The organism is Streptococcus infantis, from assembly GCF_001579645.1.
In the GTDB taxonomy this organism is placed as follows: domain Bacteria; phylum Bacillota; class Bacilli; order Lactobacillales; family Streptococcaceae; genus Streptococcus; species Streptococcus infantis_E.
This window is the reverse complement of sequence record NZ_KQ970818.1, coordinates 839845-857626: the sequence shown is the minus strand read 5'-3', so window position 1 is coordinate 857626 and position 17782 is coordinate 839845. Positions and strand designations below refer to the sequence as shown.

19 protein-coding genes, 1 tRNA gene and 1 CRISPR repeat array are annotated in these 17782 nt (G+C 35.8%); of the genes, 15 read left to right on the top strand and 5 right to left on the bottom strand.

Annotated features, from left to right (window positions below; genetic code table 11):
• Nucleotides 1–2: 2 nt before the first annotated feature.
• On the bottom strand, nucleotides 3–1010 hold the full coding sequence (locus SINDD18_RS04120; protein ID WP_061863185.1) for a lactonase family protein: 1008 nt from the start codon (nucleotides 1008–1010) through the stop codon (nucleotides 3–5).
• Between the two features lie 209 nt (nucleotides 1011–1219).
• Between SINDD18_RS04120 and SINDD18_RS04115 the strand changes: the two genes are divergently transcribed.
• The 5 genes from SINDD18_RS04115 (at nucleotide 1220) to SINDD18_RS04095 (ending at nucleotide 5654) form a co-directional block, all read left to right on the top strand.
• Nucleotides 1220–2383: an AI-2E family transporter gene (locus SINDD18_RS04115; protein WP_061863184.1), complete on the top strand. Its 1164-nt coding sequence runs from the start codon at nucleotides 1220–1222 to the stop codon at nucleotides 2381–2383.
• The gene (locus tag SINDD18_RS04110; protein ID WP_061863183.1) at nucleotides 2373–3602 is read left to right on the top strand and encodes a tetratricopeptide repeat protein; all 1230 of its coding nucleotides are present in this window, start codon (nucleotides 2373–2375) and stop codon (nucleotides 3600–3602) included. Before SINDD18_RS04115 ends, SINDD18_RS04110 begins: the two co-directional genes overlap by 11 nt.
• Before the next feature lie 181 nt (nucleotides 3603–3783).
• Entirely contained in the window at nucleotides 3784–4620 is an 837-nt protein-coding gene (locus SINDD18_RS04105) for a DegV family protein (protein ID WP_061863182.1), read from the top strand.
• Between the two features lie 106 nt (nucleotides 4621–4726).
• Nucleotides 4727–5002 (top strand): HU family DNA-binding protein, encoded by a 276-nt coding sequence (locus SINDD18_RS04100; protein ID WP_001284633.1) that lies wholly within the window; start codon nucleotides 4727–4729, stop codon nucleotides 5000–5002.
• 331 nt (nucleotides 5003–5333) lie between these two features.
• Nucleotides 5334–5654 carry a heavy metal-binding domain-containing protein gene (locus SINDD18_RS04095; protein WP_061863181.1) on the top strand — a complete coding sequence of 107 codons (321 nt, stop codon included), beginning with the start codon at nucleotides 5334–5336 and terminating at the stop codon, nucleotides 5652–5654.
• A 43-nt stretch (nucleotides 5655–5697) separates the two neighbouring features.
• Here the strand turns inward: SINDD18_RS04095 and SINDD18_RS04090 are convergent, their stop codons facing one another.
• Together SINDD18_RS04090 and SINDD18_RS04085 are read right to left on the bottom strand one after the other, a co-directional pair.
• Entirely contained in the window at nucleotides 5698–5940 is a 243-nt protein-coding gene (locus tag SINDD18_RS04090) for a type B 50S ribosomal protein L31 (RefSeq protein ID WP_000710764.1), read from the bottom strand.
• Between the two features lie 96 nt (nucleotides 5941–6036).
• Complete coding sequence (locus tag SINDD18_RS04085) at nucleotides 6037–6972, bottom strand: DHH family phosphoesterase (protein WP_061863180.1); 936 nt, start codon at nucleotides 6970–6972, stop codon at nucleotides 6037–6039.
• A gap of 103 nt (nucleotides 6973–7075) precedes the next feature.
• Here SINDD18_RS04085 and SINDD18_RS04080 point away from each other — a divergent pair, with 103 nt between their 5' ends.
• The 10 genes from SINDD18_RS04080 to csn2-St all read left to right on the top strand — a co-directional run bounded on the left by SINDD18_RS04080 (nucleotide 7076) and on the right by csn2-St (nucleotide 15343).
• Entirely contained in the window at nucleotides 7076–7519 is a 444-nt protein-coding gene (locus SINDD18_RS04080) for a flavodoxin (RefSeq protein ID WP_001162134.1), read from the top strand.
• Nucleotides 7520–7740: 221 nt separating this feature from the next.
• Nucleotides 7741–8007: a chorismate mutase gene (locus SINDD18_RS04075; protein ID WP_061863179.1), complete on the top strand. Its 267-nt coding sequence runs from the start codon at nucleotides 7741–7743 to the stop codon at nucleotides 8005–8007.
• Entirely contained in the window at nucleotides 8004–8378 is a 375-nt protein-coding gene (gene crcB / locus SINDD18_RS04070; RefSeq protein ID WP_061863178.1) for a fluoride efflux transporter CrcB, read from the top strand. Before SINDD18_RS04075 ends, crcB (SINDD18_RS04070) begins: the two co-directional genes overlap by 4 nt.
• Nucleotides 8372–8701: a fluoride efflux transporter CrcB gene (gene crcB / locus SINDD18_RS04065; RefSeq protein WP_049528200.1), complete on the top strand. Its 330-nt coding sequence runs from the start codon at nucleotides 8372–8374 to the stop codon at nucleotides 8699–8701. The genes crcB (SINDD18_RS04070) and crcB (SINDD18_RS04065) overlap by 7 nt, the downstream gene beginning before the upstream one ends.
• A 118-nt stretch (nucleotides 8702–8819) precedes the next feature.
• Nucleotides 8820–9167: a 50S ribosomal protein L19 gene (gene rplS, locus SINDD18_RS04060; RefSeq protein WP_001068669.1), complete on the top strand. Its 348-nt coding sequence runs from the start codon at nucleotides 8820–8822 to the stop codon at nucleotides 9165–9167.
• Nucleotides 9168–9209: 42 nt separating this feature from the next.
• A tRNA-Arg gene (locus tag SINDD18_RS04055) sits at nucleotides 9210–9281 on the top strand.
• A gap of 220 nt (nucleotides 9282–9501) precedes the next feature.
• Nucleotides 9502–12891, top strand: a complete 3390-nt coding sequence (gene cas9, locus SINDD18_RS04050) for a type II CRISPR RNA-guided endonuclease Cas9 (RefSeq protein ID WP_061863177.1) — start codon at nucleotides 9502–9504, stop codon at nucleotides 12889–12891.
• A 175-nt stretch (nucleotides 12892–13066) separates the two neighbouring features.
• A complete protein-coding gene (gene cas1 / locus SINDD18_RS04045) occupies nucleotides 13067–13975 on the top strand; it encodes a type II CRISPR-associated endonuclease Cas1 (RefSeq protein WP_061863176.1) in 909 nt (302 codons plus the stop codon).
• Between the two features lie 4 nt (nucleotides 13976–13979).
• On the top strand, nucleotides 13980–14303 hold the full coding sequence (cas2, locus tag SINDD18_RS04040) for a CRISPR-associated endonuclease Cas2 (RefSeq protein ID WP_061863175.1): 324 nt from the start codon (nucleotides 13980–13982) through the stop codon (nucleotides 14301–14303).
• On the top strand, nucleotides 14300–15343 hold the full coding sequence (gene csn2-St / locus SINDD18_RS04035) for a CRISPR-associated protein Csn2-St (RefSeq protein WP_061863174.1): 1044 nt from the start codon (nucleotides 14300–14302) through the stop codon (nucleotides 15341–15343). Before cas2 ends, csn2-St begins: the two co-directional genes overlap by 4 nt.
• A gap of 70 nt (nucleotides 15344–15413) precedes the next feature.
• A CRISPR array of direct repeats spans nucleotides 15414–16043; the repeat unit is 36 nt; unit sequence GTTTTTGTACTCTCAAGATTTAAGTAACTGTACAAC.
• A gap of 75 nt (nucleotides 16044–16118) precedes the next feature.
• Here the strand turns inward: csn2-St and yidA are convergent.
• Both yidA and SINDD18_RS04025 read right to left on the bottom strand, forming a co-directional pair.
• Nucleotides 16119–16925 carry a sugar-phosphatase gene (gene yidA / locus SINDD18_RS04030; RefSeq protein WP_061863173.1) on the bottom strand — a complete coding sequence of 269 codons (807 nt, stop codon included), beginning with the start codon at nucleotides 16923–16925 and terminating at the stop codon, nucleotides 16119–16121.
• A 12-nt stretch (nucleotides 16926–16937) separates the two neighbouring features.
• On the bottom strand, nucleotides 16938–17782 hold an 845-nt coding region (locus SINDD18_RS04025), incomplete at its 5' end, for an HD domain-containing protein (protein WP_193750824.1).

Sequence of the window (17782 nt, the reverse complement as noted above, 5' to 3'; positions counted from 1 at the left end):
GTTTAAAATGTGACGCAAACCGCTTCGGGAACGTGGAAATCATTGGAAAGTTCTGCAAGACGACCAGTATCTGAATTACGTTTAAAGACAGTTGCATTATCAGAATCCTGGTGAACAGCGATGAGGAATTCTTGGTCTGGTGAGAGAATAAAGTCACGAGGAGTTTTCCCGTTTGTAGGAACAAATTCCAACAATTCTAAACTACCATCAGCGAGAATAGTGTAAACTACAATAGAATCGTGACCACGGTTTGATGCATACAGATATTTTCCATCTTGTGAGAGACGAATAGCAGCAGTTCCATTAAAGTCATTAAATCCTTCAGGAAGAGTAGAAATAACTTGCATTTTTTCAAATGCACCAACACCATCATAAATCAATACTTCAATTGTACTATTGAGTTCACAGATGAGATAGGCAATCTTGTAGTGGTTGTGAAAAACAAGGTGACGTGCACCAGCACCAGGACTACAATTGTAGGTAGTTAGCTTATTTAGTTTTCCTTCTGGATTGACATCATAAGTAGTAACCTCATCAGTACCTAAGTCGCAAGTGACTAAATACTGATCTGGTGTTAAATCTGTAAAGTGTACATGTGGAGAAGCTTGATTTTCATGAGGACCATGACCGCTATGCTGAACTGTATCAGCCAATTCTAGACTACCATCTTCTTTACGTTTGTATACCAGAATTTGTCCCTTGTGATAGTTTGCACCATAGACTAGGCTACGATTCTCATCAACTGCAACATAGCAGTGAGGAGCACCTTCTGTCACAACATGATTTAGCAAAGTACCATCTGTTTGATAGGCAGCAATTCCACCTTGTCCATCTTTGCTACCGACAGTGTAGAGGTGATTTTCTTGATCAAATGCAAGATAGGTAGGACTTGGCTCAGCAGCAAATAGTTTAAGATTGGATAGTTGCCCAGTTTCTGTATCAAAATCAGCTTGATAAATCCCTTGGGATAAACGACGTGTGTAAGTTCCGAAATAAATTGTTTCAATCATAGCTATACCTCTAAATAAAGATGTTTCTATTATATCATAAATTGGGAGGCCTGAAGAAAATAGTGAAAAAAGTATGAAACATCTAAGTATAAAATTAGTAAAAAGCAAGGTCGCTTTGTTAAAGTTCTCAATCGTCACCTCAACACTTTAAAAACAGTTTATTCCCTATAAAAATGGTATAATGAAAGGACAAAGGAAAGGAAGTAGATATGGAACAAAAAGAGAAACATTTTAATTTATCTTGGTTTTTTAAATGGTTTTTAGATAATAAGGCTGTTACAGTTTTTTTGGTAGCCTTGTTACTAGGTCTGAATATTTTTATTTTAAGTAAGATTAGTTTTTTATTTATCCCTGTCGTTGATTTTTTATCAGTGGTCATGTTGCCTGTTATTTTATCAGGATTACTTTTTTATCTCTTAAATCCACTGGTGGATTTGATGGAGAAGTATAAGATAAATCGTGTCTTAGCCATTAGTATTATCTTTGTCATTATTGCCATACTCTTGATTATTGGTTTGGCCGTTGCGATTCCAAATCTTCAGCGTCAAGTAGTTATTTTTGCGCAAAATGTCCCAAGTTATCTGGAAGATGCTGACAGAGTTATTGATGATCTTGTAACCAAGCGGTTACCAGATGACTTTAGACCTCAACTAGAACAGGTTCTGGCTCAATTCTCAACACAAGCAACTGCTTGGGCCAGTAATATTTCATCAAAAGCTGTGAACTGGGTGAGTGCTCTTATTAGTGGAACGTCACAAGTCATTGTTGCTTTGATTATCATGCCCTTTATGCTCTTTTATCTCCTTAGAGATGGAAAAGGTTTGAGAGATCATATCACTCAATTCTTACCTAATAAATTGAGAGAACCAGTAGGTAAGGTTCTAACGGATGTGAACCAACAACTATCTAACTATGTTAGAGGACAAATTACTGTTGCTGTTATCGTAGCAATTATGTTTATCATCTTCTTTAAGATTATTGGTTTGAGATATGCAGTGACTCTTGGAATTACTGCAGGGATTTTAAATCTTATTCCTTATCTTGGAAGTTTCCTTGCCATGCTACCAGCTCTGGTCTTAGGCTTAATTGCTGGACCAGTTATGCTCTTGAAAGTTATTATCGTTTTTATCGTAGAGCAGACAATTGAAGGTCGTTTTGTATCTCCATTGATTTTAGGTAGTCAATTAAACATCCATCCAATCACGATTCTATTTGTTTTGTTGACGTCTGGTTCTATGTTTGGTGTTTGGGGAGTCCTACTAGGAATTCCTGTTTATGCTTCAGCAAAAGTTGTTATTTCAGCGATTTTTGAATGGTATAAAAAAGTTAGTGGTCTGTATGAGTTAGAAGAGGAGGTTGAAGGTGAGCAATAGTCAAGAAATGCTTGAAGCTTTGGATCAGCAAGATTTAACAAAAGCTGATCACTATTTTCAAAAAGCCTTGGTAGAAGACCCTGATGATCTTCTTCTGGAACTGGCTTATTATCTAGAAGGTATTGGTTTTTATCCACAAGCTCGTCAAATCTATGAAAAACTAGCTCCAATATTTCCAGAAGTAAATCTCAATCTAGCTAGTATCGCAAGCGAAGATGGACAAATCGAAGAAGCGTTTGCCTATCTAGAAGAAATTCAACCCAATAGCGATTCTTATGTATCAGCGCTTGTTTTAAAGGCTGATTTCTATCAAATGGAAGGATTGACGGATGTAGCTCGTGAGAAGCTCTTAGAAGCTCTTAATTACTCTGATGATCCTCTATTGATTTTTGGGCTAGCAGAGTTAGATAGTGAACTTGGAAATGATTTAGAAGCGATTAAGGGCTATGCTCAACTGGATAATCGTGAAATATGTGAGCAGACAGGGATTTCTACCTATCAACGAATTGGCACTGCCTATGCTCGACTTGGAAAGTTTGAATCAGCCATAGAGTTTTTAGAAAAAGCTTTAGAGTTAGAGTATGAAGATCAGACTGCATTTGAATTAGCAAGTCTTTACTTTGATCAAGAGGAATATCAAAAGGCAGCTTTATATTTTAAACAGCTGGATACTATTTCTCCAGATTTTGAAGGGTATGAATATGGTTATAGTCAGGCTCTACATAAGGAACATCAGACTGAGCAAGCCTTATTGATAGTTCAACAAGGTTTGGAAAAAAATCCTTTCGAGACACGTTTACTACTCCTTGCTTCACAATTATCTTACGAATTGCATCAACCTGAACAGGCGGAGGCTTATCTTCTTCAAGCCCAAGAAGATGCGGAAGACCAAGAAGAAATCCTCTTGCGACTAGCAACCATGTATCAGGAGCAAGAACGGTATGAGGATATTCTAGCCTTAGAAGTATATGAGCCAGAAAATCTCTTGACTAAGTGGATGATTGCACGGAGTTACCAAGAAACTGAAGATTTGGATACTTCCTATGAATCTTATCAGGCATTGGTTCCAGAACTCAAGGAAAATCCTGAGTTTTTAGAGCAATACATTCATCTATTACGCGAACTTGGAAGGTTTGAAGAAGCAAAAGAACAGATTCAACACTATCTCAAGTTGGTTCCTGATGATATACAGATGCAGGAATTGTATGAACGTTTATGATAAATGAACAGTAGTCGTCTTAGCAGGCGACTATTTTTATAAAATGAAAGATTTAAAAATCTATAAATTCCATCATAAAAATGAATAGATACAGTATGAATTTTTAGCTTTTTTTTGATATAATTGTTATAGTTAAATTGAAAAACTCACTCAAAAAGTGAAACATAGAAAGATTTGAATTATGACACAAGTAAAAATCGTAACAGATTCTTCTGTTACCATTGAACCAGAAGTGGTCAAAGAATTAAATATTACCGTCGTTCCGCTCTCTGTAATGATTGATAGTGTTCTTTATTCGGATGCTGATCTTGAAGAAGGGGAATTTCTTCGCTTGATGAAAGAGAGTAAAAATCTGCCTAAAACAAGTCAACCTCCTGTTGGACTCTTTGCTGAGATCTTTGATGAGTTGAGTAAAGACGGTAGTCAAATTTTAGCCATTCATATGTCTCATGCCTTATCAGGAACTGTCGAAGCAGCTCGGCAAGGTGCAAGTTTGTCAACAGCTAATGTGACTGTATTGGATAGTTCCTTTACAGATCAAGCCCTAAAATTTCAAGTAGTTGAAGCAGCTAAGTTAGCTCAAGAAGGACAAGACATTGAGACAATTGTGGCTCATGTTGAAGAAGTAAAGAAGAACACAGAGCTCTATATTGGTGTTTCTACCTTGGAAAACCTTGTTAAAGGTGGTCGTATTGGTCGAGTGACAGGTCTTTTAAGCTCTCTATTAAATATCCGCGTAGTCATGCAGATGAAAGATGATGAATTGCAACCAATCGTTAAAGGACGTGGAGCTAAAACCTTTAAGAAATGGTTGGATGAACTAGTTGCAAAACTGTCAGAGCGTTCTGTTGCAGAAATTGGTATTTCATATTCTGGAACTCGGGACTGGGCAGAAGAGATGAAAGAAATCCTACAACCTTTCGTTGAAAAACCAATCTCTGTACTTGAAACAGGTTCTATTATCCAGACCCATACAGGTGAAAATGCCTGGGCTATTTTGGTCAGATACGAGTCCTAAAAAAATAAAGAAAATAGCAAGAAATAGCGTTTTTGACTTGACCTACAAGAGAATTTAGGATATGATTGTAATTGTTAATTAGAAAATATTTGGAGGAATTATTAACATGGCAAACAAACAAGATTTGATCGCTAAAGTAGCAGAAGCTACAGAATTGACAAAGAAAGACTCAGCAGCAGCAGTTGATGCTGTATTTGCAGCAGTAGCTGATTACCTTGCAGCTGGTGAAAAAGTTCAATTGATTGGTTTTGGTAATTTCGAAGTTCGTGAGCGTGCAGCACGTAAAGGTCGCAACCCACAAACTGGTAAAGAAATCACTATCGCAGCTTCAAAAGTTCCAGCATTCAAAGCTGGTAAAGCTCTTAAAGACGCTGTTAAATAATGAATTTAGAAAAAGTCTATTGTATCAAGCTTTTTAGCTTGGTCGATAGGCTTTTTTTGTATTTTTGGGGCAAGAGAGAACAGTATCTTCTAAACCAGTCATAGATTCTAAGATCTACTATTGGTAAGAACGGTGAAGCCGATAAGCCTATCTCAAGTTAGGCTTGCAAAGAAAAGATTTAAGCCATCATCCATACAATTGGCACTAAATGGATAGCGAGCAAGGATGGTGAGTAGAGTTTACTTTCAAGCACTGAGCCCCTTATAGTATTTCTTGACAGAGTTAGTGAAAGGGTTTACAATTATATAAAAGAAGTTAGGAGGAAAGGAAGATGATTATTTCAACTACGGGAATTGAAGGGAAAAAAATCCTAGCCTACAAAGGAATTGTCTTTGGTGAAGTAGTTGCTGGAGTTAATATGTTCAAAGATATGGCTGCTGGCTTCCGTAATGTTTTTGGAGGTCGAGCGAGTAGTTATGAAGGTGAATTGACTCAAGCAAGAGAAGAAGCTATAGCAGAAATGATGGAGCGTGCAAGTGAACGTGGAGCAAATGCTATTATAGGTATAAAAATGGACTATGAAACTTTAGGTTCTGAAAATGGTATGCTGATGGTCACTTGTAGTGGAACAGCAGTAGTCGTTGACTCCTGATTTGACGAAACAAAAAAGAACAGTCGAAACTGTTCTTTTATGATTATTTGAGACCGTATTTTTTGTTGAAACGATCCACGCGTCCATCTGCTTGAGTGAACTTTTGACGTCCAGTGTAGAATGGGTGTGAGTCTGATGAAATTTCCACACGGATCAATGGGTAAGTTTCGCCTTCGAACTCAACAGTTTCGTTAGAGCGTTTTGTTGAACCGCTAAGGAATTGGTAACCAGTAGTTGTGTCCATGAAGACAACTGGGCGATATTCTGGATGGATATCTTTTTTCATTTTGCAATATTTCCTTTCTGCCATGGTCTCTTTGCGAGCCATAGATTGTTACTATACTAGTCTAACAGATTATGCTAAGTTTGGCAAGCTTTTTATCTATTTTTTCAGTAAGTTTTTTAATTTTTGGTAGATGACTTCATTTTCCTCTAGGCTATAGGAGTTAGCACCACTTGCAAGTGGGTGACCTCCACCATCATGTTCTTTTGCAACACTATTGATTGGAACGAATTTACTGCGAAGTCGAACGCGATAGTGGCCATCTGCTTGTTCCACAAATATTCCCCAAAGGTTAACAGTATCAATACGACCTGGAGCACCAACAATGGCTGCTGTTTCTGCGTCTGTTACTTGATATGTTTTTAGAATTTTTTGAGTCAGAATGACACGCGCAACACCGTTTTCATCAACTTCTAAGTGATCATAGACATAACCTTGAAGTTTAGCAATTTTAAAGCTCATGGTGTCCATTTTACGTGCTAATTCAGCATAGTCAAAGTTATGTTCTCTTAGTTTACTAGCAATTCGAAGGGTACGAGCAGAAGTAGACGGATAAAGGAAACGGCCGGTATCGCCAATAATTCCAGCGCATAGCATTTTAGCTGCATAGTCAGATAATTCAAGATTAGTTGCTTCAGCAAAGAGAGCAATCATCTCACTGGCACTGCTCGAGTTGGTATCTACCCAAACAAGATCTCCGTATACTTCATCATTTGGATGGTGGTCAATTTTAATAATGGTTTCAGCATTGATATAACGTTTATCATCGATACGAGCAGTATTTGCTGTATCACAAATGATAGCAAGCGCCCCTTGATAATCTTTGTCTTCTACCTGATCCATCTTTGTAAGCCATGTTAGGGTCGGTTCATCATAACCGACTACCTTGATTTTTTTTTCTGGGAAATGATGTTCCAGAAGTGCTTTGAGTCCAACCTGACTTCCTAAGGCATCAGGATCGGGTTTCATGTGACGGTGAATGACAATGGTATCGTATGCTTTAATTTTTTCTAAAATTTGATGGCAAATTTCCATAAGTAACCTCAATTCTTTCTTATTTCATTGTAGCACAAGAGTTTTTATTTTTAAAATGAAAAAGATGTGATATAATGGAGGAAGATAAATTGAGGAGGACGATATGGCATTAGCAAAAATTGTATTTGCCAGTATGACCGGTAATACCGAAGAAATTGCAGATATTGTAGCAGATAAATTGCGTGAGTTGGGCTTAGAGGTAGATGTTGATGAATGTACAACTGTTGACGCATCTGACTTTCTTGAAGCAGATATCGCAATCGTTGCGACCTACACATATGGTGATGGAGAGTTACCAGATGAGATGATGGACTTCTACGAAGACCTAGCAGATCTTAATTTGAGTGGCAAAATCTACGGTGTGGTAGGATCAGGCGATACTTTCTACGATGAGTTCTGTAAAGCTGTTGATGACTTTGATCGTGTATTTGTGGCAACAGGAGCTGAAAAGGGATCAGAGTGCGTCAAAGTGGATCTCTCTGCAGAAGAAGAAGATATCGAACGCTTGGAACAATTTGCAGAAGAATTGGCTGCTAAAGTAGGATAAGCATGAAGTTGCACTGATGAAAGTTGTCAGTGCAGTTTTTGTTAGATAATCCTAAGAATGTACTGGCCCATTTATACTCTTTGAAAATCAAATTCAAACCGCGTCAACGTCGCCTTGCTGTACTCAAGTACCGCCTGCGGCTAGTTTCCTAGTTTGCTCTTTGATTTTCATTGAGTATTAGAAGCTTTTTATAAATTGATTCAAATTAAGAAGGAGGATCTATGGATTTAGATAGTATTAGACAAGAAATCGATCAAATTGATGACCAAATTGTAAAACTCTTAGAAGAAAGAATGCATCTAGTTGAGGGTGTAGTGGCTTATAAAAAAGCTTCAGGAAAAGCTATTCTAGATACTAAAAGAGAAGAAGTTATCTTTGAAAAAGTCAGAAATCACGTCAGCAATAAAAAATACGAAGAGACAATCGTTGAGACTTTTTCAGATATTCTCAAACGTTCGCGCGATTATCAGGATAAAAACATCAAATGAAAAAAGAACAATTTTACCCATTAGGAATCTTTCTAGCTGCCATGCTAGGAGGACTTGTCCGATATCAGATTTCGAGATGGTTGCCAGCCAGTCCAGACTTTCCATGGGGAACTCTCTTTGTCAACTATCTAGGAATTTTCTGCTTAGTCTATCTTGTCAAAGGTTATTTGGTTTATAAGGGAAGCAGTAAAGGTGTCATTTTAGCGCTTGGAACTGGCTTCTGTGGGGGTTTAACGACTTTTTCTAGCCTCATGTTAGATGGCGTGAAATTGCTGGATACAGGTTCTTACCTAAGTCTAGTAATCTATCTAGTTCTGAGCATTGGTGGTGGATTTTTATTGGCTTATTGTTTAGGGAGGAAGAAATGGTAGTATTATATCTAGCGCTTGCTTGTGGACTAGGTGCCCTCGTGCGTTATTTCTTTTCACGTTATAATCAGGGTTCAGTACTTCCTCTAGGAACTCTCATAGCTAATCTACTGGGCTGTTTTTTGATCGGCTTATTTTACAATCATGTGGAGTCTAAAGAAGTCTATCTTATCCTTGCCACAGGATTTTGTGGAGGTCTAACCACTTTTTCAACCTTGAATGATGAACTCCAAAAACTATTAGCTGATAAGAAGGTCTTTTACAGATATTTTCTCTTGACCTACTTAGGTGGTTTGCTTGCTATTTTTTTAGGAATTTTACTGTAAATTTCTTTACTTTTTTTAAGAAATTTGGTAAACTGTATCTTGTGTGTAATGGACGCACAAAAATACAGTTTATCCGCTGAGGAAGCTTCCTCAAGATTGACAAAGATAGGAGAATAAAATGAATCCATTAATCCAAAGCTTGACAGAAGGTCAACTTCGTACTGATATCCCATCATTCCGTCCTGGTGACACTGTTCGTGTACACGCGAAAGTTGTCGAAGGTAACCGTGAACGTATCCAGATTTTTGAAGGTGTTGTTATTGCACGTAAAGGTGCTGGCATCTCAGAAAACTACACAGTTCGTAAAATCTCTAACGGTGTAGGTGTTGAACGTATCTTCCCAATCCACACTCCACGTGTTGAAAAGATCGAAGTTGTTCGTTACGGTAAAGTACGTCGTGCGAAATTGTACTACTTGCGTGCTCTTCAAGGTAAAGCAGCTCGTATCAAAGAAATCCGTCGTTAATTCGACCAAAAAACTCTGCTCATTCGGCAGAGTTTTTCTCTAGCTCCCTTAGTTCAATGGATATAACAACTCCCTCCTAAGGAGTAGTTGCAGGTTCGATTCCTGCAGGGGGCATATAAACTATTGATTATTCAATAATTAATCAATCCAAATAGATAGATAATAAAGGCGTGAGATCACGCTTTTTTTGTTGTGGTGAAAGATAATAGAGAAATGGATTTGAATACAAGTATAAAAAAGAAAAATATTCTCGATAATTGCAGATAATGATTTGATTTTTTAGGAAGGAAAGAGTAAAATTTGATTAATATAACAATTTCTTAGGAGTGTAATGATGAATGGTTTGGTTTTAGGCTTAGATATTGGTATTGCGTCAGTTGGAGCGGGTATTCTAAAAAAAGATACTGGTGAGATTATCCATGCGAATTCTCGTCTTTTTCCAGCTGCAACAGCTGATAATAATGTTCTAAGAAGGAGCAGTAGACAGGCTAGACGATCAACTCGTCGAAAAAGACATCGTGCTGTTCGTCTTCATGATTTATTTGAAGACTATGGTTTGTTAACTGATTTTTCAAAGGTTTCTATTAATTTAAATCCTTATAAACTTCGTGTAGAAGGAATGGATATACAACTGACAACCGAAGAGTTATTTATCGCCCTCAAGAATATTATTAAGAGAAGGGGAATTAGCTACTTAGATGATGCTTCTGAGGATGGTGTTACAGTATCGTCTGATTACGGGAAGGCAGTTGAAGAAAATAGAAAATTACTTTCGGAACAGACACCAGGTCAAATTCAACTAGAACGATTCGAAAAATATGGTCAGGTTAGAGGAGATTTCACTGTTGAAGAAAATGGTGAAAAACGCAGACTGATCAATGTTTTTTCAACATCTACTTATAGAAAAGAAGCTGAAAGAATTCTTAGAAAACAACAAGAATTCAATAATAAGATTACTGATGACTTTATAGATGATTATTTGACAATCCTTACAGGTAAAAGAAAATACTATCATGGGCCAGGAAATAAAAAATCACGGACTGATTATGGAAGGTATACTACTAAGAAAGATTCTGAAGGTAAGTACATAACATTAGATAATATTTTTGGTGTTTTAATTGGTAAATGTACCTTTTATCCTGATGAATATCGTGCTTCAAAAGCTTCCTATACTGCTCAAGAGTTTAATTTACTTAATGATTTAAATAATTTAACTGTTCCAACAGAAACCAAGAAACTGAGTGAGAAACAAAAGAAGACAATTGTCGAATATGCGAAAACAGCTAAAACATTAGGAGCTTCAACCCTATTGAAGTACATTGCTAAGATGGTTGATGCTTCAGTTGATCAGATACATGGTTATCGAGTTGACGTAAATAAAAAACCTGAAATGCACACCTTTGATGTCTATCGGAAAATGCAATCTTTAGAGACTTTTAATGTTAATGAAATGCCTAGAGAAGTTCTAGATGAGCTTGCTCATATTCTAACTTTAAATACAGAGCGAGAAGGTATAGAAGAAGCTATCAACACGAAGTTAAAGGGTACATTTAATCAAGATCAAGTTCTTGAATTGGTTCAATTTAGAAAAAATAATAGCAGTTTATTTAGTAAGGGTTGGCATAATTTTTCTCTAAAACTTATGATGGAGTTGATTCCAGAACTCTATGCAACTTCAGAAGAGCAAATGACAATTCTTACTCGACTAGGGAAACAAAAATCTAAAGAGATCTCAAAACGAACCAAGTATATTGATGAGAAAGAAATAACAGAGGAAATTTATAACCCTGTAGTAGCAAAATCTGTCAGACAAGCCATAAAGATAATCAACGAAGCGACTAAACAGTATGGAATCTTTGATCATATCGTTATCGAAATGGCGCGTTTAACTAACGAAGAAGATGCTAAGAAAGATTATATCAAACGTCAAAAAGCAAACCTAGATGAAAAAAATGCTGCCATGGAAAAAGCGGCTTTCCAATACAATGGGAAAAAAGAGTTACCGGATAGTATTTTTCATGGACATAAAGAATTAGCCACTAAGATTCGTTTATGGCATCAACAAGGAGAAAAGTGTCTTTACACTGGAAAGAATATCCCAATTTCAGATTTGATTCAAAATCAATACAAGTACGAAATTGATCATATTCTGCCTCTATCTTTATCTTTTGATGATAGTTTATCTAATAAGGTATTAGTACTTGCTACGGCAAACCAAGAAAAAGGGCAACGTACACCATTTCAGGCTTTAGATCGTATGGATGATGCTTGGTCTTATCGTGAGTTTAAATCATATGTAAAAGATTCTAAATTATTAGGTAATAAAAAGAAAGATTATCTATTAACGGAAGAAGATATTAGTAAGATAGAGGTTAAACAGAAGTTTATCGAACGAAATTTAGTGGATACTCGGTATTCTTCTCGAGTTGTTTTAAATGCTCTACAAGATTTTTATAAAAATCATCATTTCGATACAACAATTTCTGTGGTACGTGGGCAGTTCACTTCTCAGCTAAGAAGAAAGTGGGGGCTTGAAAAATCTCGTGAGACTTATCACCATCATGCTGTTGATGCCTTAATTATTGCTGCTTCTAGCCAATTAAGATTATGGAAGAAACAGAATAATCCTCTGATTTTTTATAAAGAAGGACAATTCGTTGATTCAGAAACTGGAGAAATTCTTTCATTAAATGACGATGAATATAAAGAATTAGTATTTAAAGCGCCATATGACCATTTCGTTGATACATTGCGTAGCAAGACATTTGAGGATAGCATTTTATTTTCTTATCAAGTAGATTCAAAATATAATCGAAAAATTTCAGACGCTACCATTTACGCAACAAGAAAAGCAAAATTGGATAAAGATAAATCTAAAGAAACGTATGTTTTAAGTAAGATTAAAGATATTTATAGCCAAGCAGGTTATGATGCTTTCATTAAAATTTACAATAAAGATAAGAGTAAATTCTTGATGTATCACAAAGATTCACAAACATTTGAGAAGGTAATTGAAGAGATTTTAAGAACCTATCCTTCTAAAGAATTTAATGATAAGAATAAAGAGGTTCCTTGTAATCCTTTTGAGAAATATAGACAAGAAAATGGACCTATCCGTAAGTACAGTAAAAAAGGCAATGGTCCAGAAATTAAAAGTCTGAAATACTATGATAAAAATATTCCTGAATCATTTATTAACATAACTCCTTCTAATAGTAAAAATAAAGTAATCCTACGTCAATTAAATCCTTGGAGAACAGATGTCTATTTTAATCATCAGACGGAGAAGTATGAGTTGCTTGGATTAAAATATGCAGATTTACAATTTGAAAAGAAGACTGGGACTTATTCTATAACTATTGATAAATATAATGAAATTAAAGAAAAAGAAGGAGTGGGCGAGCAGTCAGAATTCAAATTCACCTTATATAAAAATGACTTGCTTTTAATTAAGGATACGAAAAATAACGAGAAACAGATTTTTAGATTCTTATCTAGAACAATGCCAAATGTGAAACATTATGTAGAACTAAAACCTTATAATAAAGCCAAATTTGATGGTAACCAGCCATTGATAACAATCTTTGGAAATGTTGCGAAGGGAGGGCAGTGTTTGAAAGGATTAAATAAACCTAATATTTCTATATATAAAATTAAAACAGATGTTTTAGGTAATAAATATTTCATTAAAAAAGAGGGTGATAAACCAAAACTCAAATTTTAAAAAGTTTCAAAATAGAGTTGCAAATGCTTTTACAATGTATTATAATAGTAACTGTAAGGGACGCCTTACACAGTTACTTAAATCTTGCAGAAGCTACAAAGATAAGGCTTCATGCCGAATTCAACACCCTGTCAATTATGGCGGGGTGTTTTCGTTTTGTAAAGAGGACAGGATTATGACTTGGAGAATTGTACATGTTTGTCAGAGTGAAAAAATGCAATTAAAGTTGGATAATATTTTAATTAAGAAAATGGGTCAAGACTATGTGATCCCACTGAGTGATATTTCGATAATCGTAGCGGAAGGAGGGGAGACTGTTGTAACTCTGAGGTTATTAAGTGCTTTAAGTAAGTATAATATTGCCTTGATTGTCTGTGATAATGAGCACTTACCTACAGGGATTTACCATTCACAAAATGGTCATTTCAGAGCTTATAAAAAATTACAAGAGCAATTATTGTGGACGCAAGAACAAAAAGACAAATTATGGCAGATAGTAACCTATTTCAAAATAAATAATCAGCAAGATGTTCTCGCAATGTTTGAGAAAAACCTTGATTGTATCCAATTATTAGCGGACTATAAAGAACATATTGAGTATGGAGATAAAACCAATCGTGAAGGACATGCTGCCAAAGTTTATTTTAATGAACTCTTTGGAAAGAAATTTGTTCGCCTTACTCAACAGGAAACTGATGTCATCAATGCAGGTTTAAATTATGGCTATGCAATTATGAGAGCGCAGATGGCACGTATTATTGCAGGTTACGGTTTGAATCCCCTGATTGGCATTTTCCATAAGAATGAATATAATCAATTTAACTTGGTTGATGACTTAATGGAACCTTTTCGGCAGATTGTCGATGTTTGGGTCTATCAAAATTTACGAGATGAAGAATATTTAAAATATGAGTTCAGATTAGCCTTAACAGATACACTAAATGCAAAGATTCGTTATGGGAAAGAAACGTGTTCGGTAACAGTAGCAATGGATAAATATGTCAAAGGTTTTCTAAAATGTATTTCTGATAAGGATACGAGTAAATTTTACTGTCCTGTGGTATCGAGCATAGAATGGAGTTAAAGAAATGAGGTACGAAGCATTGAGATTATTGTGTTTTTTTGATCTACCAATGGAAACAAATCAAGAAAAAAGGGTTTATCGCAATTTTCGGAAAGATTTAATTGCCAATGGTTTTGAGATGTTACAGTTTTCTGTTTATTATAGAACCTGTCCGAATCGAAGTTTTGCTAGTAAATTCTATAAAAAATTAAGTCAGAGTAATTTACCAAGTGGGAATGTCCGTTTACTTGCAGTTACAGAGAAACAATTTTCTGAAATGGTTTTAATCATTGGTGGAAAAACAAAGCAAGAAGAAGTAGTCAGTGATCATAAGTTGGTAGTTATATGAAAATGAACGTCAGTCATCCATACAAGGATAATATTTCATTAAGTTTTGGTCAATTTACTCAAATCGTAGGTCAAGATCAGCAAGTAAAGTACTATATTTGGCAGATCCTATTATGGTATTTTGGAGGTAAAAAATATAGTGAGGAAGATTTAGTCCTATTTGAACAAAATGAACCTAAAATCTTAATAGACTATATGGTGGTTTCACGTTCGGAATTCAGAGTGATTCAACTATCGAACATTAACGATCTAATTGAACAAATGGAGTATAAGAAAGGAACGATAGCTTATGATTATATAAAGAATAAGATTAATACAGTGGAGATGATAGAGCAAATTGAAAATATCAATGATAATCTCGATAGGATTTCGTTGCTATTAAATCAAAATTTGAATCTTCAACTAGATGAAATTAATTATCATACAGAAGCGAAATATTTTAATACAGATCAATTGATTCAAAAAAATTTTTTGCCCTATTTTGGACAAAATGATAAAAATATATCCTTTGAATTTGTAGACAATAAGAAAAAGTTTTTATTATTTCTTTCCATGTTAGAAGTTGTAGTTACGAATAGTTCTGAAAAGATCTTACTTGTCTTACGAAATTTAGATGATTATCTATCTTACAAGGAATTTGTTGAGTGTTGCGAAAAGATGGAACTTTTAACAAATCATAGCAACTTGCTTTATATTATTTCGTTTCCTTCAAATGAAGGCTATCTTCATGTTACTAAAGAAGTAATGGAGGAGATTAATATCGTTTCTGATTACGTTGATCATTTTTATTCTTTAGCATTTATGTACGAACGATTTAGCAATCAATACCCAATAAATCAAATACCAGATGAGAAAGAATTTTTAAACTCTTTAAGAAAGATTGCTTCCTATTTATTTAGTGTAGACATTCTTCACATGAGTTTATCCATAGAGGATCAAGTAGTATTAAAGATTTTAAATAATTTGTATCAGTATGAAATGAAAACAAAATTCTCTATTGGATCAATCAATCCTATGTTATTGAAATATTTGGAAGAATAGTATTGACGAGTGGGATTTAAGAATTTATAATATCTTTGAGGGCACAAAAATCAAAATTGACGAATTTGAGGTTTTTGTACTCTCAAGATTTAAGTAACTGTACAACAAACTCCCAATGAGTATCTTGCGGTGACCGGTTTTTGTACTCTCAAGATTTAAGTAACTGTACAACGACATTTGACTGAAAAGTGGTACACTAGTAGTTTTTGTACTCTCAAGATTTAAGTAACTGTACAACTCAGTGGACATCCCTTTCGTGCGTTCGTCCGTTTTTGTACTCTCAAGATTTAAGTAACTGTACAACATCGACGCCCTAATTGACTACGAACTAGGAGTTTTTGTACTCTCAAGATTTAAGTAACTGTACAACTACACAAGCGGATAGCAGGGATCGAACGAAGTTTTTGTACTCTCAAGATTTAAGTAACTGTACAACAAAAATAAGGGAGATGAACATGCTAAAAACGTTTTTGTACTCTCAAGATTTAAGTAACTGTACAACAGATGTCCTTAAGAAATTAAAGGATGACCCGTTTTTGTACTCTCAAGATTTAAGTAACTGTACAACGACTGGTTCGACTGCCTTGAGTCGCTTCGCGTTTTTGTACTCTCAAGATTTAAGTAACTGTACAACACTCATTTTACAAAGAGTTCGAAAGTAACCGTTTTTGTACTCTCAAGATTTAAGTAACTGTACAACCAATACTGGAAATTGAGTTCTAACATAGTAAAAACCGCTCAGCAGAGCGGTTTTTGTCTATTCTGTCTATTCTTTCTACAACACCCAAGTTCGAATGGCATGGGCTACGCCAGATTCATCATTAGATTTAGTGATGTATTTGGCGATTTTTTTGAGTTCTGGGTTTCCGTTTTCCATAACAACTGGGTTACCTACGACTTCGAGCATAGCACGGTCATTTTCTTCGTCTCCGATAGCCATGGTTTCATCCTTGCTTAGTCCAAGTTTCTCAGCTAGGTGAGTGATAGCTGAGCCCTTGTCTACATTCTTTTTAAGGAGCTCAAGGTAGAAAGGTGCAGATTTGTTGATGGAGTAGCGCTCGTAAAATTCTGCAGGAATCTTTTCAATAGCGGCATCGAGAATTTCAGGCTCATCGATAAACATACATTTGACGATTTCCTTGTCAGCCATTTCTTCAGGTGTACGGTAGAAAATTGGCATGCTAACAAGGGTTGATTCGTGAACGGTATATTTTCCGATATTGCGATTGGCAGTATAGATGCCGTCCTTGGTAATAGCGTGCATATGGACGCCAAGTTTTCGGCTGAGGAATTCCATATCTAGATAATCCTCATAAGTCAAGGATTCACTGATAATCTCATGTCCTGTAGCTGTTTCTTGGACAAGGGCACCGTTGAAGGTCACGACATAGTCACCTTCATCTCTTAATTTCAAGTCATCTAGAAGTTTGGCAACTCCTGCGATAGGACGTCCAGTTGCAATCATAACTTTGACACCAGCTTTTTTGGCATCTTGAATAGCGGAAAATACTTCTGGAGTGATTTCCTTCTTACTGTTGACAAGGGTTCCGTCGATATCGACAGCGATTAGTTTAATACTCATAAATTTCCTCTTTTAGTTTTTATTTGGTGTAAAATGATCATTTTCGATCAAGTGTAAAAATTGCTGGGTGATGCTTGCGAAGATGCTGTTTTGGTCTAACATTTCTTTCGGAAAATAAAAACGATTATCTCCGTGGCGACTACCAGCAAGGGATTGAACGATAGGAGACAGGCTAGAGAGTTCTGCTAGTTCTCCATTTTTTTGTATAATCTCAATCTGCGTTCGTGGATTTTCAGATTCAGGACGATAGATATCATAAGGAAGGTCAAAGTTCTTATGAATAGCTGTGTAGTAGTCTGGATCAAAACCGATATCTTCCACCAATTTTCTCATAGATGCAAGCTGTTCTTGATCTTCTTGAGAAAAGGTGATGGATTTAAAGACCTTGCGATTGACAAAGCGTTGCGATAAGTCTGCGAGAATCTTGTCAGGACTAGTCATCCAGAGCTGGAAATAGGTATTCATAACTCCGTCATCCAAAGATAAATAGTCAGTCAAGCTAACATTCTTTTCGAAAAATGGCAGTAGATGTGGGGATGTAAGAGTAAAGAAGTCCTTATTATCTGGATAAAGTTCTTTAGCACGTTTCAAAAGATTCTGCAGAAGGACTTCCATAGCACGTGTTGCAGGATGGAAATAAACCTGCATATACATTTGATAGCGACTTAGAACATAGTCTTCGATGGCATGCATGCCATTTCGTTGAAAGGCAATTCCGTTTTCGATAGGGCGAATAACTCGTAAGATACGTGTTAGGTCAAATTCCCCATAAGAAGCCCCTGTAAAATAGGAGTCACGTAAGAGATAGTCCATACGATCTGCATCGATTTGACTCGAAATCAGTTGGACCACCTGCT

Bases quoted from the DNA above. Each gene is read 5' to 3' on its own strand.
- SINDD18_RS04120 (WP_061863185.1), bottom strand. From the start codon at position 1,010: ATGATTGAAACAATTTATTTCGGAACTTACACACGTCGTTTATCCCAA.
- SINDD18_RS04115 (WP_061863184.1), top strand. From the start codon at position 1,220: ATGGAACAAAAAGAGAAACATTTTAATTTATCTTGGTTTTTTAAATGG.
- SINDD18_RS04105 (WP_061863182.1), top strand. From the start codon at position 3,784: ATGACACAAGTAAAAATCGTAACAGATTCTTCTGTTACCATTGAACCA.
- SINDD18_RS04100 (WP_001284633.1), top strand. From the start codon at position 4,727: ATGGCAAACAAACAAGATTTGATCGCTAAAGTAGCAGAAGCTACAGAA.
- SINDD18_RS04095 (WP_061863181.1), top strand. From the start codon at position 5,334: ATGATTATTTCAACTACGGGAATTGAAGGGAAAAAAATCCTAGCCTAC.
- SINDD18_RS04090 (WP_000710764.1), bottom strand. From the start codon at position 5,940: ATGAAAAAAGATATCCATCCAGAATATCGCCCAGTTGTCTTCATGGAC.
- SINDD18_RS04085 (WP_061863180.1), bottom strand. From the start codon at position 6,972: ATGGAAATTTGCCATCAAATTTTAGAAAAAATTAAAGCATACGATACC.
- SINDD18_RS04080 (WP_001162134.1), top strand. From the start codon at position 7,076: ATGGCATTAGCAAAAATTGTATTTGCCAGTATGACCGGTAATACCGAA.
- SINDD18_RS04075 (WP_061863179.1), top strand. From the start codon at position 7,741: ATGGATTTAGATAGTATTAGACAAGAAATCGATCAAATTGATGACCAA.
- crcB (WP_061863178.1), top strand. From the start codon at position 8,004: ATGAAAAAAGAACAATTTTACCCATTAGGAATCTTTCTAGCTGCCATG.
- crcB (WP_049528200.1), top strand. From the start codon at position 8,372: ATGGTAGTATTATATCTAGCGCTTGCTTGTGGACTAGGTGCCCTCGTG.
- rplS (WP_001068669.1), top strand. From the start codon at position 8,820: ATGAATCCATTAATCCAAAGCTTGACAGAAGGTCAACTTCGTACTGAT.
- cas9 (WP_061863177.1), top strand. From the start codon at position 9,502: ATGAATGGTTTGGTTTTAGGCTTAGATATTGGTATTGCGTCAGTTGGA.
- cas1 (WP_061863176.1), top strand. From the start codon at position 13,067: ATGACTTGGAGAATTGTACATGTTTGTCAGAGTGAAAAAATGCAATTA.
- cas2 (WP_061863175.1), top strand. From the start codon at position 13,980: ATGAGGTACGAAGCATTGAGATTATTGTGTTTTTTTGATCTACCAATG.
- csn2-St (WP_061863174.1), top strand. From the start codon at position 14,300: ATGAAAATGAACGTCAGTCATCCATACAAGGATAATATTTCATTAAGT.
- yidA (WP_061863173.1), bottom strand. From the start codon at position 16,925: ATGAGTATTAAACTAATCGCTGTCGATATCGACGGAACCCTTGTCAAC.